Origin of the sequence: Campylobacter sp. 110, assembly GCF_002383965.1 — a bacterium.
In the GTDB taxonomy this organism is placed as follows: Bacteria; Campylobacterota; Campylobacteria; order Campylobacterales; family Campylobacteraceae; genus Campylobacter_D; species Campylobacter_D coli.
This window is the reverse complement of record NZ_NXBD01000036.1, coordinates 100,496-116,116: the sequence shown is the minus strand read 5'-3', so window position 1 is coordinate 116,116 and position 15,621 is coordinate 100,496. Positions and strand designations below refer to the sequence as shown.

14 protein-coding genes are annotated in these 15,621 nt (G+C 31.8%); 3 read left to right on the top strand and 11 right to left on the bottom strand.

Going from position 1 to position 15,621, the window contains the following annotated elements; all coding sequences use genetic code 11:
- Positions 1-12 precede the first annotated feature (12 nt).
- Genes purE through BGS43_RS04565 form a run of 3 tightly spaced genes read right to left on the bottom strand, consistent with a single transcriptional unit; the run spans position 13 to position 2,461 of the window.
- Positions 13-507, bottom strand: coding sequence for a 5-(carboxyamino)imidazole ribonucleotide mutase (gene purE, locus BGS43_RS04575; protein ID WP_096568975.1), 495 nt, complete (start codon positions 505-507; stop codon positions 13-15).
- Entirely contained in the window at positions 504-1,760 is a 1,257-nt protein-coding gene (locus BGS43_RS04570) for a peptidase U32 family protein (RefSeq protein WP_096568972.1), read from the bottom strand. The genes purE and BGS43_RS04570 overlap by 4 nt, the downstream gene beginning before the upstream one ends.
- A complete protein-coding gene (locus BGS43_RS04565) occupies positions 1,757-2,461 on the bottom strand; it encodes a hypothetical protein (RefSeq protein ID WP_002825386.1) in 705 nt (234 codons plus the stop codon). Before BGS43_RS04565 ends, BGS43_RS04570 begins: the two co-directional genes overlap by 4 nt.
- Before the next feature lie 199 nt (positions 2,462-2,660).
- Between BGS43_RS04565 and glnA the strand changes: the two genes are divergently transcribed.
- Positions 2,661-4,091 (top strand): type I glutamate--ammonia ligase, encoded by a 1,431-nt coding sequence (glnA, locus tag BGS43_RS04560; RefSeq protein WP_002825385.1) that lies wholly within the window; start codon positions 2,661-2,663, stop codon positions 4,089-4,091.
- Between the two features lie 243 nt (positions 4,092-4,334).
- On the opposite strand, the gene flgG is transcribed toward glnA, so the two are convergent.
- The 5 genes from flgG to BGS43_RS04535 all read right to left on the bottom strand — a co-directional run bounded on the left by flgG (position 4,335) and on the right by BGS43_RS04535 (position 10,293).
- Positions 4,335-5,126, bottom strand: coding sequence for a flagellar basal-body rod protein FlgG (gene flgG / locus BGS43_RS04555; protein WP_002776471.1), 792 nt, complete (start codon positions 5,124-5,126; stop codon positions 4,335-4,337).
- Between the two features lie 30 nt (positions 5,127-5,156).
- Entirely contained in the window at positions 5,157-5,969 is an 813-nt protein-coding gene (locus BGS43_RS04550; RefSeq protein ID WP_002776464.1) for a flagellar hook-basal body protein, read from the bottom strand.
- Positions 5,970-6,291: 322 nt separating this feature from the next.
- A complete protein-coding gene (gene ftsZ, locus BGS43_RS04545; RefSeq protein ID WP_002776459.1) occupies positions 6,292-7,404 on the bottom strand; it encodes a cell division protein FtsZ in 1,113 nt (370 codons plus the stop codon).
- Positions 7,405-7,420: 16 nt separating this feature from the next.
- Positions 7,421-8,809 carry a cell division protein FtsA gene (ftsA, locus tag BGS43_RS04540; RefSeq protein WP_096568969.1) on the bottom strand — a complete coding sequence of 463 codons (1,389 nt, stop codon included), beginning with the start codon at positions 8,807-8,809 and terminating at the stop codon, positions 7,421-7,423.
- Positions 8,806-10,293 (bottom strand): peptidylprolyl isomerase, encoded by a 1,488-nt coding sequence (locus tag BGS43_RS04535; RefSeq protein WP_096568966.1) that lies wholly within the window; start codon positions 10,291-10,293, stop codon positions 8,806-8,808. Before BGS43_RS04535 ends, ftsA begins: the two co-directional genes overlap by 4 nt.
- Before the next feature lie 152 nt (positions 10,294-10,445).
- Between BGS43_RS04535 and rsmH the strand changes: the two genes are divergently transcribed.
- Together rsmH and BGS43_RS04525 are read left to right on the top strand one after the other, a co-directional pair.
- Positions 10,446-11,381 carry a 16S rRNA (cytosine(1402)-N(4))-methyltransferase RsmH gene (rsmH, locus tag BGS43_RS04530; protein ID WP_096568963.1) on the top strand — a complete coding sequence of 312 codons (936 nt, stop codon included), beginning with the start codon at positions 10,446-10,448 and terminating at the stop codon, positions 11,379-11,381.
- A complete protein-coding gene (locus tag BGS43_RS04525; RefSeq protein ID WP_052785038.1) occupies positions 11,381-12,268 on the top strand; it encodes a hypothetical protein in 888 nt (295 codons plus the stop codon). Before rsmH ends, BGS43_RS04525 begins: the two co-directional genes overlap by 1 nt.
- Here the strand turns inward: BGS43_RS04525 and BGS43_RS04520 are convergent.
- From BGS43_RS04520 to pta, 3 genes are all read right to left on the bottom strand, one after another.
- Complete coding sequence (locus tag BGS43_RS04520) at positions 12,256-12,747, bottom strand: hypothetical protein (RefSeq protein WP_002776453.1); 492 nt, start codon at positions 12,745-12,747, stop codon at positions 12,256-12,258. The two genes, BGS43_RS04525 and BGS43_RS04520, sit on opposite strands and share 13 nt — an antisense overlap.
- 73 nt (positions 12,748-12,820) lie before the next feature.
- Positions 12,821-14,011 carry an acetate kinase gene (locus BGS43_RS04515; RefSeq protein WP_002825377.1) on the bottom strand — a complete coding sequence of 397 codons (1,191 nt, stop codon included), beginning with the start codon at positions 14,009-14,011 and terminating at the stop codon, positions 12,821-12,823.
- A gap of 13 nt (positions 14,012-14,024) precedes the next feature.
- Positions 14,025-15,530, bottom strand: coding sequence for a phosphate acetyltransferase (gene pta / locus BGS43_RS04510; RefSeq protein ID WP_072216636.1), 1,506 nt, complete (start codon positions 15,528-15,530; stop codon positions 14,025-14,027).
- Positions 15,531-15,621 lie beyond the last annotated feature (91 nt).

The following is a 15,621-nucleotide window of genomic DNA, read 5'->3' as shown; positions in this document are numbered from 1 at the left end:
TTTCATCCTTTTTTACAATAAAACTTCTACACTCTTAGAATCACTGATTAAGTTTTCTTCTTGATTTTTTCTATCTTGCTTTAAAGCTTTTGCTAAAGTTTCATCATTAAGAGCAAGAATTTGCATAGCTAAATAAGCTGCATTTTTAGCTCCTGCTTTGCCAACCGCTAAAGTTCCCACAGGAATTCCACCTGGCATTTGCACGGTTGAAAATAAAGAATCCATACTCGCTAAAGCACTTCCAAGCATAGGTACTCCCAAAACAGGTTTGGTTGTATAAGCTGCAACTGCTCCTGCTAAATGCGCTGCCATCCCAGCAGCTGCGATAAAAACTTTAGCTCCTTTTTCTTCTGCTTCTTTAATATATTCCTTAGTTCGCTTTGGACTACGGTGAGCAGAACTGATAATGAGTTCATATTTTACACCAAATTTTTCAAGCGTTTTGGCACATTCGCTCATGATTTCATAATCACTCTTGCTTCCCATTATAATTGATACAAATTTCATCCAATTTCCTTTCTTAAAAAACTAAAACTGCTGATTTTATTTGGCATTTTGATTTCGTTTTCGTTTCCGCTATGAATTTCGTTGAATTCTTTATTGTTTTTAGAAATAAGTTTTTTAAATTCTACAAAATATTTATCTTCTTTTTTATAAATCTTACCCAATTCATTATCACAAGTCTCAATTCCATCACCTAAAGGCATTAAAATTTCATAAGCTTTGTTTAAAACAACCTTGCCCTTGCATTTAAAATACTCTCCATCCTCAACGATAGCATGTACTTGATGAGTACCCTCTTCTATGCTCGTATCGTGATTTTGTGTATCTGCTTTTTCTAAAGGGCGTGAGACAAGATAACCGTCTGTAAAACCGCGATTTTTAAGCGTAGCAATTTCTTTTTCATACTTACTTGCCTCAAATTTACCTTCTAAAACATCTTGTATGGCCATTTTGTAAGTTCTAGTTGTAAGTGCAACATAATACTCACTTTTAGTACGGCCCTCTATTTTAAATGCGCTTATGCAATCTTCTTTCATAATTTTTTCTATGCAAGAGCATAAATTTAAGTCTTTAGAGTTAAATACATGGGTACCATTTTCATCTTCTTCTAAACGAAAAAGTACTCCATTTTCAGGATTTTTTGCATAAAGTTCGTAATTAAATCTACAATCATTAGCACAAGAGCCACGATTACTCATTCTTCCGCTTTGAACCGAGCTGATCAAACAGCGACCCGAGTAAGCAAAACACATCGATCCATGCACAAAAGCTTCTAGCTCAATATCGCAATTTTCTTTTAAACTTTTAGCATCTTTAAGACCCAACTCTCTTGCGATAACTACTCGTTTTGCACCCATATTTTTATAAACTCTTGCGTCAAGATAGTTTAAAACATTAGCTTGAGTAGATACATGCAAGGCTATTTCAGGAGCTAACTCTCGAACCAAAGCCATTGCACCCACTGAAGCTACTATAAAAGCATCGGGTTTCATCTCTTTAAGCTTTAAAATATGTTTTTTTAAAGATTCTATTTGTCCACCCAAGTGAAAACCATTTAAAGTAACATAAACCTTTTTGCCTCTTTGGTGGGTATACTCAATAGCTTCTTCAAAACTCTCATAATTAAATTCTCTAGCAGTGCGAGAGCGCAAAGAAAAATTATTTACCCCTGCGTAAACTGCATCAGCTCCATAAGCTAAAGCGATTTTTAATTTTGCAAAATTTCCCGCAGGAGCTACAATCTCTGGGATAATCATTTTTGACCCAAACTTGCTATAAGCGCTTCTATATCATCATTGCTTACAATATCAGTAGTAGAATCGCCTTCAATATGAACTGCAGAACTCGCTCGTTTCTTATCATCAATCCTACCTTCAAACAAAGAACTCATATAACGACTCAATGCACGCATTACATTGATAACGCGCTCTATTTTTTGACGGTGAATATCTTGATATTGCATAGCATCCATTGCCATCATTACTTCATCTTGTCCACATTGCAACTTATCAATAATTTCTTGACTTGTTTTTTTCACTTTTGAATTTAACTGCAAAGCTTCATTAAAACTGACAACATTTGGAAATTTCTCATTTAGTTTTGAAAATATTTCAATATTTTTAGCTAATACTTTATCAATCTCACTAAACAAATTTTCAGAATCTGCAAAGAAATTATTGATACTTTCTAGCTTATCCATCATCTCAGTAGCTTTTAACTCACTGTCTTTAGTAACATCATCAAGTTGATGAACTACCTTATGTTCTTGATTTGGTGGTGGTGGTGGCCATACAACACTAGGATCTGGTTTATAATCAGACACCTTTACATCTTCTAGCATTAGTCCTTCTTCAGATTCTATATTGTGAGACTCTGTTTCGCTTTTAATGTTAGACTCTGCATCCTCATCAAAATTTACATCACCATTCATCAAGGCGTCAAGTTCTTCTTGAGTCATCTTTTTCCTTTTTTAAACCTAGATTTTGTTTTAGTACTACGATTATAATCAAATTTATCTAAAATGAAAATATAAATTTAAATTTTCATAGTTTTGTAAGTAAATTTCAAAAAATGATTAAAAAAATATATTAATTAAACCTGAATTAAAAAAAATATGATACAATTTTAATAAATTATCTTAAAAGAAGGAGTAAAAGATGGGCAAATTTGTTAACAATGTTAATGAATTCTTTGATTTTTGTAAACAAAATGAAGTTCTTTTTGTAGATTTTCGCTTTACTGATATGATAGGAACTTGGCATCATATCACCTATAATCTTCATGCAATTAGCGAAGAAACTTTTGAAGCAGGAATTCCATTTGATGGTAGTTCAATTCATGGATGGCAACCTATTGAAAAATCAGATATGATTTTAAAACCTGATGCGCAAAGTGCATTTTTAGATCCTTTTACAGCTGATCCTACTATTATAGTTTTTTGCGATGTTTATGACATTTATAAAGGACAAATGTATGAAAAATGTCCAAGAAGCATAGCAAAAAAAGCAATGGAACATCTTAAAAATAGTGGCATAGCTGATACTGCTTATTTTGGGCCTGAAAATGAATTTTTTGTTTTTGACAGTGTAAAAATTGTAGATACAACTCATTGTTCTAAATATGAAGTGGATACAGAAGAAGGAGAGTGGAATGATGATAAAGATTTCGCAGATAGCTACAATACAGGTCATCGTCCACGAAACAAAGGCGGATATTTTCCTGTTCAACCTATAGATTCTTTGGTAGATATTCGCTCTGAAATGGTTCAAACTCTTGAAAAAGTAGGACTTAAAACCTTTGTTCACCATCACGAAGTTGCACAAGGGCAAGCGGAAATTGGAGTAAATTTTGGCACACTTGTGGAGGCTGCAGATAATGTACAAATCTACAAATATATTGTCAAAATGGTAGCTCATTTAAATGGCAAAACTGCAACTTTTATGCCAAAGCCTCTTTATGGTGACAATGGAAATGGTATGCATGTTCATATGAGTCTATGGAAAGATGATGTGAATTTATTCTATGACAAAGAAGGTTATGGAGGACTTAGCCAAACTGCGATTAATTACATAGGTGGGGTTTTAAAAAATGCTCGTTCTGTTGCAGCTTTTACTAATCCAAGCTCAAATTCATACAAAAGAATAGTTCCAGGTTTTGAAGCTCCTTGTATTTTAACTTATTCTTGCCAAAATAGAAGTGCAAGTTGTCGCGTGCCTTATGGTATAGGTAAGAATTCAGCTCGTGTTGAAATTCGTTTCCCTGATAGCACTGCTAATCCTTATCTAGCTTTTGTTAGTCTTTTAATGGCAGGGCTTGATGGAATTAAAAACAAAACCATTCCTGTAGGACCTATGGATGAAAACTTATTTGATCTTACTTTAGATGAAATTCGTGAAAAAGGCATAGAGCAACTACCACACACTCTAAGAGGAAGTCTTGAAGCTTTAATTCGTTACAACGCTTTCTTAAAACCTGTAATGAGCGATATTTTTATAGATGATTATCAACATTTGAAATTTGAAACTCAAGTTTGGCCTGTTGAAGCGCGTCCAACTGCATACGAATTTAAAACTTGCTATTCTTGCTAAATAAAAAGCAAAGCGTAAATTTTTAAACGCTTTGCTTTATTTATTGATAAATTTCTTAAATCCATATCTTTGATATTATATAAATTTATTTTCAAAAAAGAATTAAAAATTATTATTGCAGCAGAATATTATTTATTTTCATTTTTATACCATGATTTTAGTAAGTATATGAAATTTTAAGTGAATTAATATGAGAAAAATTTATGGCATAAAAATACCATAAATTTATATAATTAATTTAAATTATCTTTTTAATTGATTGACAATTCCAAGCATATCATCACTCGTCGTGATAGCTTTTGAACCTGCTTCGTAAGCTCTTTGTCCTGTGATAAGATCTGTCATCTCTTCAACAAGCTGCACGTTGCTTAACTCTATAAAGCCATGTCTTATTGTTCCAAGTCCATCTTGGGTTGCTATACCTGCTACAGGTGCACCGCTTGCTCCTGTTTCAAGATAAAGATTATCACCCATAGAATGAAGACCCGCTGGATTTATAAACTGAACTAGCTCCACTTGGCCAATTTGAGTTTCTTGTTGCTCCCCTGGTAGCATTACAGAAACGGTTCCATCTGTAGCAACATTAATCGCAGTCGCACCCTCTGGTATAGTCATTTCAGGTAAAAGTCTATAACCATCTGCATTAACGATATTTCCCTCATTATCTTTTGTAAATTGTCCATTTCTTGTATAAGCTATCGTGCCATCAGGAAGTTGAATTTGAAAAAAACCATTTCCCGCAATTGCCATATCAAGACTATCTGTGCTTGTAGCCTTTAAATTACCTTCAGTAAAAACCTTTGTCACTGCTGTTGGACGCACACCAATACCCACTTCTATGCCCGATGGAGAAAGTGTTGTGGCTGAAGTTGAAGTTCCTGCGTATTTCATAACTTGATACATTAGATCAGCAAATTCAGCACGACCCTTTTTAAAACCTGCTGTGTTAACATTTGCAATATTGTTTGAAGTAACATCAATTTGTGTTTGCTGCGCTACCATTCCCGTAGCAGCAGTATGAAGTGATCTCATCATTTTTTATCCTTTAATTTATTTTATATTATTTTATTTAACGGCTGCAAGTTTATTGATAGCTTCTTGGTTTAAGTCATCCATATGAGCTGTCATAACTTTTTGATACATTTCTACCATTCTATTTGCCTCTATAAGTCCTACCATTTCGGTTACTGGATTGACATTAGAGCCTTGAGAAAAACCTTGACGCACTGCATTAGAATTATCCAAATCTCTAATACGCGTTAAATCATCTATCCTATAAACATTATCCCCATCTTTTTGCAAAGCTCTTATATCATCTACTTGAGCGATAAATAATCTCGCATTTTGAACGCCATCTACTTCAATACTTCCGTTTTTATCTACATTGATATAAACCGCACCATTAGGAAGACGAATTCCTGCATTTTGAGGATTATTAAAATAATCACTGCTTAAAATTCTATATCCTTGTTTATTGACTAAATATCCCTCTTCGTTAAGTTGAAAATTTCCATCTTTACTTAATCTTATTTCACCATCCTTTGTTTGAACTAAATAAAAAGCATCCTCTCTAGTAATGGCCAAATCCAAAGGGTTATTAGTCGTTTTTAAAGAACCTAAACTAAAATCTGTATATCCTTGAGAAACTTGAGGAACGCCATCTATGGTAGTATTGACAAATCTTGATGCATCTCTTGTGTGATTTTCTATAGGCAACTCATCCTGAGTTTCTTTAAAAATCCTTTTAAAATCTGCAATTACAACATCATCTCTTTTGTAACCACTCGTGTTAATATTGGCAAGATTGTTTGTAATAACATCAAGTTTATTAAACTGAGTTACCATCCCGCCCGTTGCTTGATAATATCCATTTTGCATATTTTTCACCTATAAATTTTGATATTTTTAATCTATAAAGCAAAGAGTGTTCCAACTTTTAAAAAGAATGAATTTTAGGGGATTAAGAAAGTAGAAATAAAATACTGAATGATAATTTGCATCATATTGTGTTTTTATAAGGAATTATGCTAAAAAACCAAAAGTATCATTAAATCGCTTAAAAAGCAGCAACATTCATCTCTTTACCCAAGAAATAAGAGTTTTCTTTCTAGGAATATGGGTAAAAAATATTTTAAAATAAATAGTAAAAATTTTAAAAAAGCAAGACTTAAGTAAAAATCTTGCTTAAAAATATTCTATTTTAGTCCATTTGGCGGCGTAAGAAAGTAGGAGTTTCAATTTGAGCCATTATCTCTTCATCAAAACCACCACTTACTTTTCTAAGATTTAAATAAGGATTTTTCTTAGGAGTTTCAGCTTCTTCAGCGGCTTTTTTAGCTATGCTGTCTCTATCTTCAAATCCTGTGGCAATAATGGTCACTTCTACCCTGTCTTCCATGCTATCATCTGTAGTAGAACCAAAAATAATCTTTGCATTTTCATCAACAATTTCTTCTATATTATTTGCAGCAGCAGAAATTTCAATTAAAGAGCAATTAGAACTTGTTTTAAAATGTAAAATAACTCCCTTAGCTCCTTTAATATCCATACCATCTAATAATGGAGATTCTATGGCATTAGAAAGAGCCTCTTCGATAGCATTTTCACCGCTAGCACTGCCTACGCCCATAAGCGCTAAACCACGATGGCTCATTATGGTTCTAACATCAGCAAAGTCAACATTGATATCACCATTGTCTAAAAGTATAGACACCATACCCTTAACAGCACGCGCCAAAATATCATCAACTAATTTAAAAGCATCTTTAATTCCTGCTTTTTTATCGATAATGCTTAAAAGCTTTTCGTTTTGAATTACAAGGATAGAATCACTTTCTTTTTTCAATTCAAGGAGTCCGTTTTCAGCAAGTTTTTTTCTTTGTTTCCCTTCAAAAGCAAAAGGCATAGTTACAACAGAAACAGTTAAAGCACCTATTTCTTTGGCTGCTTGTGCAATTACTGGAGTAGCGCCCGTTCCTGTGCCACCACCAAAACCTGAAGCAATAAAAACGATATCACTTTGGCTAAGACTAGCTTTAATCTCTTCAAAGCTTTCTCTAGCACTCTCTGCTCCAACCTCTGGTAGCATGCCCGCACCCAAGCCTTTTGTTTTTTTCTCGCCAAGTTGAATTTTGGTTTTTGCTAATGAATTTGAAATAGCTTGTGCATCAGTATTAGCCGCGATTAAATCGAGGTCACTTAAGCCCATCTTGACCATATGATTAATCATATTTCCACCGCCACCACCGCAGCCTATAACTTTAATTTTAGCGCCTTTATTATGTTGCATCTCTTCTACTAAAAATTCGCTCATAAAAACTTTCTCCTTGTTAAAATTGATTCATTATTTTATGCCAAATATTTGAAAAAACACTAGGCTTTTTCTCTTTTGGCTCTTTAAAATCTAATTGTTCTTGTATTATTATTGTATCATTTTCTTGCAAATTTTCGCCAAAAAATTCAGATTTTGTTTCATTTTCCACTTCTTTTTGTGGAATTATTTCTTGTCTAATTTGGCGGTTATAATTTTCTATCTCCCCTTTATATCTTAACTTTTCATTTGAATCAAGTTCATAAGGCGTAAAATAACCCGAACCATATAAACAAAGTCCTATAGCACAAGTATTTTCAGGATCATTAAAAATTTCACTAAACCCAGTAATTAAATCTTTTCTAGCAGTAGCAAGTCTAACAGAACGATTATCAAAAGTTGCAGGAGCTAATTCATCAATACCTGCTAATTTAGTCATTCCTCCTGTTAATACAACGCCACCCCCTATGCTATTTGCATAACGATTGTCGCTTAAAATTTTGGCTAAAATCATTAAAGTTTCTTCAGCTCTTGCATAGATTACATTTGAGATGATATCTAAAGAAACTTCATTTACTTTTCTTTCATCTCCCATAGAAGGAATTTGTATCAATGCATTAGGTTGTTGAGAAAGGGCTGCATAATTTAATTTAATTTTCTCAGCTTCTTTTAAAGGAGTGTGCAAAGCCATCGATAAATCTTGAGTAATATTAATCGATCCAATTTGCAAGCAATCATTATAACGAATTGAATTTCCAGTATGAACAACCATATCGCAGATCGCTCCACCCATATCAATCAAAACAGCACCTAGTTCTTTTTCACTATCATCTAAACAAGCTATAGCTGAAGCATAGCCAGAAAGGACTATATTATCAACTCTCAAATCAGCCAACTCAACAGCTTTTTTTAAATTTTTAATATGAGATTCTTGAGAAATAACTATATGAGTCGAAACCTCCAAGCGATTTCCGCTCATACCCAAAGGATCATCTACATGTTCTAAATCATTTACCTTAAAATTATAAGGTAAAACATGAATAATTTCATAACCACTCGGAAGATTTGCAGTGTGTTTGGCTGTGCTTACCGCACGATGAATTTCTTTGATGCCTATTTCATGATTTGGTATATTTACTACACCTATACTATCAACACTTTTAGTATAAGCGCCCGAAATAGAAACCACTACTTTATCATAATGAACACCGCTCATCATCTCTGCATTTCTAACTGCTTCCTCGATCGATTTTGAAGCAAGCTCGATATTGGTAATAGCGCCTTTTTTTACACCATTGGTTTTTGCTTTTGCAAAACCAATAATTTTTAAACCTTCCTCATCTTTTTGAGCGACAATGGCACAAGTTTGTGTTGAACCTAAGTCAATTCCTAATATATTCAAAATTATTTACCTTTATAATAAATTTTTATTGGATATGTTTTTTTAAGCTCTTCGATTAACTCCTGCTTCATTTCATTAGCTTTTAAACTTTGTAAATTTTGATTAAGCATTGTGCGATATTGCTGAAATTTTTCAGGATTCATATCAAGCTTTTGCTTATTAATTTTATAAAGTATAGCCTTATCTTCATTTAAAATAACATAAGAACGATTTTGATCAGAATTAAAAACATTCATTAGAAAATAACTAAATTCTGCTTCATTTAATATATTACTAATTTTAGCATCATTTCTTACAGTATCCCTGCTTACGAAACCTATATTAGTTCCGCTAAAATTTTCTAAATTTTGCTTAGCTTTTTCTTCTAAATTCTTTTTCGCCTGTTCGCTGATATAAATAGGCATAAGCTCTTCTCTAGCCTCATCAAAAGTCTTAGTTCTTACAGGATTGGTTTTGTTAAGCTTGATAATAATATAACCATTTTGATATTCACTCGGTCTTAACACATCTCCATTTTTTACCCGAGATAAAGCCTCAAGTGGATAGTAAACATCTGAATCTGTGATATTTTCATCCTTTTGGAATTTATCTTTACCTTCTTTCAATTCCAAAAATTTAGCATTAGCTGTGTTTTTAAGCTGTGCTAAAGCATAATCTTTAGCAACATCCTTTTTAGCAGCTTCAAAACTCATGATTTTGCCACTAAAATCTTTATATTTAAATTTATTATTTTCATTATTATAAAATTCTTCTAGCTTACTATCATCAATTTTTTGCATATCCACCGGTAGATAATAAGTAGAAATCTCATATACTTTTTTTGTCTTATAATCTTCTTTGTGTTCATTCCAAAGTTTTTTAAGCTCTTCTTCATTAACTTTTATATTTTCTTTATCTTGCTCTAGCTTTGCTATATTTAAAGAATCTTGCATAAAATAACTAGCTCCTAGCATTTTCAACTCTTCATCTGTTTGAGGAAGATTAAATATTTGCTCTAGTTTACCGATAATAATTTCATTTGAAAGAGTTTTCTCATATTCTTTTGGAGTCATATTGTTTGCATTCAAAAGTTCATAATAAATTGTTTTATTAAAATCACCTGAAGGATCTTGAAAGGCTTTAGTTTCAGCAAGTGCTTGAATAACTTCATTTTCACTTGAACCCAATCCCAAATCTTTAGCAAAATTTAACAAAAGCTTATCTTCGACCAAAGAGCTTAATGCGGCATTTTCAATTCCCAATTGCTTAGCACTCTCCTCATTTAAGCCACCGTTGCTAATTTGATTGTAATAATTAAAAATCTGATTATATCTTACATTAAATTCATTATAATTGATTTTTTCATCTCCAACTACAGCAACACTCGAACTTCTATTAAGATTAAAATCATAAGCACCCCAACCTAAAAACCCAGCTCCAACAAAAGCTATGGTGCTAATCCATATAGTAACAATAAGATATTTTTTGTGATGTTGCATCCAAGTAAGCATATCATTCCTTGATAAAAATTAAACTACATATTTTATCGCAGAAGTGTTTAATTAGAGTTTAATTAGTGGTTTTTTGTTAAATATTTTCATTTTGATTTTAGTTAAAATTTCGTTATAATTATAGCTTATAAAAATTTTATAGGATATAGGATTTGAAAATTCCACACATTCCCGTTTTGCTCAATGAGGTAAATCAAGCATTTGAAAAACTAAACTCAGGATATTTTTTAGATTGCACTTTGGGTTTTGGTGGCCATAGCGAATCCTTACTTAAAGATCATCCAAACCTTAAACTTATAGCATGCGACCAAGACAAAGAAGCACTTGAATTTTCTAAAAAGCGTCTTCATGATTTTAAAGATAGAACAGAATTTATATTAAGTAATTTTAGTCAAATTTTAGACCAAATTTCACACGATAAACTGAACGATCTCAAAGGCATTTTAGCTGATATTGGAGTATCTTCTTATCAACTTGATAATAACAAACGGGGCTTTAATCTTCATTCTGATTTTTTAGATATGAGAATGAATCAAGATGTTAAAATTTCAGCTTTTGAGCTTATTAACAATTATACCCAAGAGCAATTGAGTGATATTTTCAAAAAATATGGGGAATTAAATGATGGATACTTTATCGCTCAAAAAATTTGCCAAGAAAGACAAAAAAATAAAATAAAAAGTGCTAAAGAACTTTACGAAATAATAGGAAAAACAAAACAAAATCACAGAAGTGTTTCTAAAGCAACCCTAGTTTTTCAAGCTATTAGAATAGAAGTCAATCAAGAACTTGAAGTTTTAAAAAATTTTTTAGAAAAATTAGAAAAAATTAAATTAAAAAATTGTATTCTAGCTATCATTTGCTTTCATTCTTTAGAAGATAGGATAGCAAAAAACTATTTTAAAAAATGGGCTAAAAATTGTATCTGCGACGAAAGAGCTTTTAGGTGCGAATGTGGAAACAATCATTCTTTAGGAGAAATTATAAGCAAAAAAGCCATAACTCCAAGCAAAGAAGAAATTATGATTAATTCTCGTTCAAGTTGTGCAAAAATGCGCCTGTTTCATTTTAAAAATATGGAAAAATAATGCTAGATGATGATTTTTTAAAAGAAAAACAAAACATACGCCAGAAAATGCTTAAATTTTCTCGCGCTGTTAATCAAGGTAAGCCTTTAGATGATGATTTAAAAGAAGAAATCTCTAGTGATGATATTTTAAGACGCCGCTTTAAAAAACGCTCAAATCATTTCTTGAATGAAATAGAAGAAGACTATGAGTTAGAATATACAAAAAAATCAAATATATACTTAAAAGAAGATTTGATAAATGTTAAATTGGAAGAAAAGCAGTCTTTAGCTAAAAAAATTTTTTCCAAAATAAAAGAAAAAAACAAAAATCAAGAACCAAAAAAGAAAAAAACAAAAAAACTTTTTTCTTTTTTGAAAAAAAAAGAAATTCAAGCTATACAAAATAAAAACACACACAATACTCAAGAAAAATATTTGCACACAGACAAGCAAATAGAAGTCAAAAAAATACAAAATAACAAGATTCAACCCACACAAACTGACCCAAAACCCGATATAAAACAAAGTCTAGAAAATTTACAAAAAAAAATACAAACTCAAGAAGTAAAAATAGAGATTGAAAAATCCGAAATTCAACCCATTAAAACAGAACATGATGAAGATACACAAAAGGTTAAAAATGTATTATTAGAAGGATTTAGTAATGCTACTAAAGAAGATAAAAATCTCAATTTCAATCACTTACTTTTTGCCGTATTATTTGTCAGCTTTGCTCTTGTTTTATTTGTACCACAAATTTATATAAGAAATCAAATTTACTATCTTAGCCGAGAAATTGCCGCTTTAAGAGTAGAAGAAAGCGTACTTGATGAAGAAAATAAAGATTTAAAAAGACGCTTAGAAATCATGCGCTTTCAAAATCAAATTTTAGATTATTTAGAATGAATGATTTTTTCTAAAACATATTGTTCTAAATTTGCCTTTGGAATTTCTTCTTTTAAGGCTTCTTTATAAAAATTTCCAGCCATAATAGAATATTTTTCATATGAAAAATAAGGAAAGTGCAAAGCCCATGCTTTTTGTATTAATTTTTTTGAAATCATTTTACGAGCATAAACCTTAAAAATATCATAAGAAATAAAAACACATGCGGTAACCGCTACAGCGCTGATAATACTGATATGAAAATCAAGGCGAGTAAAAAGATAATGTGTAATGAGTAATAATGGTAATAAAACCAAAGCACAAAAAATTCCAAAATATATATAAGAATTTAAAATTTTAAAATTAAAATTAAGCTTGGAAGGATCCACAAGCATTCCATCATTAAACAAAGCATTAGCCTCAAGCAAATCACGCAAAAGAACAGGTTGATCGGATATCTTAAAAAGAAAATTACAGCTAAAATCTTTAAATTTTTTCATATTTTTACACTTTTAAATTTTTAGTTTAAAATACTATCTAAAGAAAATTAAATTTGGGTTAAAACAAAAGCTCTTAGCTTTTGTTTATCAACTCTTCTGTGATTCTGGCAATCTCAAGTTCTTCATCTGTAGGAATGATAAAAATCTTTACCTTAGAATTGGCAGTACTAATCATTCTTTCACAGCTTGCTTTTTTGTTGTTTAATTCTGTATCAAGCTCAACACCAAGATGAGATAATCTTTCGCAAACTTTTTGGCGAACTAAAGCGGCATTTTCACCTATACCACCTGTAAATATAATAGCATCCGTTCTAGGTAAAACCGTAAAATAAGCCCCTATATATTTTAAAAGGCGGTAACAAAACATATCAAAAGCCAAACGCGCTCTATCATCACCTTGCTCGATTTTTGCTCCTATATCCCTAAAATCATTAGAACCGCAAATTCCATAAAGTCCGCTTTTTTTATTAAGCAAAGTATCAATTTCTTCTATTGTTAAACCCTTAAGATGGCTAATAAATGGCAAAATTGCAGGATCTAAATCACCACAGCGAGTTCCCATAACAAGACCTTCAAGAGGAGTAAAACCCATGGAAGTGTCTATACTTTTACCTCCCTCAATAGCACAAACACTCGCACCATTTCCAAGATGTGCTGAAATTGCGTTTAAGTCCTCTTTATTTTTTCCAAGTAATTGGGCTGCCCTAGCACTCACAAAAGCGTGAGAAGTACCATGGAAACCATATCTTCTTATATTGTGCTTATCATAAAAATCATAAGGCAAAGCATACATATAAGCAAAGTCAGGCATAGTGCGATGAAAAGCTGTATCAAAAATAGCCACATTTGCAACACTAGGTGCAGCTTTGATCATTGTTTTTATACCTGCTAAATGCGCAGGATTATGCAAAGGAGCAAAAATACTAACCCTATCTATCTCTTTAAGAACATAATCATCCACTAAACAATGCTCGCTTAAATTTCTTCCCCCATGAACTATACGATGACCGCAGCCATCAAGCGCATTTAAATCTGCTAAAATTCCTGATTCTTTAAAAAGCTCATTAACTATACTAAGGCCTTCTTCGTGATTATTTATTGTTAATTCTCTTTCAAAACTTTCATTATTTAAAGTATTTTTTAATACAACCTTTGAATTTTGCTCTCCAATTTTTTCTACCAATCCACTGGCTTTAACGATTTTATTATCAAAAAATTTAAATTTAATCGATGAAGAACCTGAATTTAAAACTAAAATTTTCATTTATCATTCCTTTCTATTGAGCTTGTATTGCACTTAAAATTACGGTATCTACAATATCATCTACCAAACATCCACGACTTAAATCATTTACAGGTTTTTTAAGTCCTTGCAAAATAGGACCGATTGCCAAAGCATTTGCTGTTCTTTGCACAGCCTTATAGCAAATATTTGCAGCGTCAAGATCAGGAAAGATATATACATTTACATTACCTGCTATCTTAGAATTTGGCATTTTTTTAGCAGCAGTTTTAGGATCATAAGCACAATCAAATTGCATAGGGCCATCGATATTTAATTCTGGATACTTTTCTTTAGCAATTCTTAAAGCTTCTTTAACAAGATCTACACTCTCACCCTTACCGCTATCTCCACTAGAATAAGAAAGCAAAGCTATCCTTGGCTCGATACCAAAAGACTTTGCAGTCATAGCACTTACATAAGCACTAGTGGCGAGTTGCTCGGCATTTGGATTTGGATTTACAGCACAGTCTGCAAAAGCTAAAACCTTATCATCAAGCCCCATAAAGAAAATTCCCGAAACAGAGTCAACACCCTCTTGAGTTTTGATAATCTGAAGCGCAGGACGAATAGTTTCAGCTGTCGTAGTAGATGCTCCACTTACCATAGCATCAGCTTTCCCACTATGTATCAACAAGGTTCCAAAATAAGTCCTATCTTTAACCAATTCTTTAGCCTCTTCAAGGCTCATTCCTTTAGATTTTCTTGCTTCATATAACAAAGTGGCAAATTCTTCGTTATATTCTGAATGAAGCGGATTGAGTATTTTTACTGCGGTTAAATCAAGTGCCAATTCATCGGCTTTTTGTTTGATATCTTGCTCATCACCCAATAAAATAAGATCCACTACACTACTTTTAAGTAAAATTTCAACTGCTTTTAAAATTCTTTCATCATTGCTTTCTGGTAAAACAACGGTTTTTTTATTTTTAACACTTTTTTTAATGAGTTCATATTTAAAACGATGCGGAGTCATAAAATCATAAGCTTGCAACTTATGCATTTCTTCAAAATTAAAATTTTCATTAATCAAAGCATAATCTCTACCATCCAAAGCTTCATCAAAATATTTTTGAGCTATAAGTTTATCTTCATCGTTAATAATAGCAGCGATAGGGGTATTAAGATTTTTAGCCAATTTTATACTCAAATCAAAACCATCAAGTATTCCAAATTCGCAAAAACTATTAACAAGAACAAAATCATATTTACGATTTAATTCCTCATACTCTTCTAAGATAGTATTGAAAAAACTATGCGGATCTTTGCTAAATTCTTCCATAGCTTCTCTAAAAGTAAAACTATAAGCATTTTTCAAAGTTTGCTTAATATCAAATTCCTCAAGCCATCCTTGCAAAACAGGGATACGATGTACATAAATCACAGGACAGTAAATAGCTATATTTTTATATATCTTGCTATAGTTTTTCAATAATTTCGTGGTGACTAATGTATTTAACTCATCACTCCTAGATCTCATCAAATAAAGATTTGCCATTATTTTCTCCTTGGTTTTAAAAAGTGGAACACTCTTTGCTTTATACTTACTTGAAAAACTATTTTAACAAATAAAAATGAAATTTCATCATTTA

Coding starts and splice junctions, on each gene's coding strand:
- purE (WP_096568975.1), bottom strand. CDS start 507: ATGAAATTTGTATCAATTATAATGGGAAGCAAGAGTGATTATGAAATC.
- BGS43_RS04570 (WP_096568972.1), bottom strand. CDS start 1,760: ATGATTATCCCAGAGATTGTAGCTCCTGCGGGAAATTTTGCAAAATTA.
- BGS43_RS04565 (WP_002825386.1), bottom strand. CDS start 2,461: ATGACTCAAGAAGAACTTGACGCCTTGATGAATGGTGATGTAAATTTT.
- glnA (WP_002825385.1), top strand. CDS start 2,661: ATGGGCAAATTTGTTAACAATGTTAATGAATTCTTTGATTTTTGTAAA.
- flgG (WP_002776471.1), bottom strand. CDS start 5,126: ATGATGAGATCACTTCATACTGCTGCTACGGGAATGGTAGCGCAGCAA.
- BGS43_RS04550 (WP_002776464.1), bottom strand. CDS start 5,969: ATGCAAAATGGATATTATCAAGCAACGGGCGGGATGGTAACTCAGTTT.
- ftsZ (WP_002776459.1), bottom strand. CDS start 7,404: ATGAGCGAATTTTTAGTAGAAGAGATGCAACATAATAAAGGCGCTAAA.
- BGS43_RS04535 (WP_096568966.1), bottom strand. CDS start 10,293: ATGCTTACTTGGATGCAACATCACAAAAAATATCTTATTGTTACTATA.
- BGS43_RS04525 (WP_052785038.1), top strand. CDS start 11,381: ATGCTAGATGATGATTTTTTAAAAGAAAAACAAAACATACGCCAGAAA.
- BGS43_RS04520 (WP_002776453.1), bottom strand. CDS start 12,747: ATGAAAAAATTTAAAGATTTTAGCTGTAATTTTCTTTTTAAGATATCC.
- BGS43_RS04515 (WP_002825377.1), bottom strand. CDS start 14,011: ATGAAAATTTTAGTTTTAAATTCAGGTTCTTCATCGATTAAATTTAAA.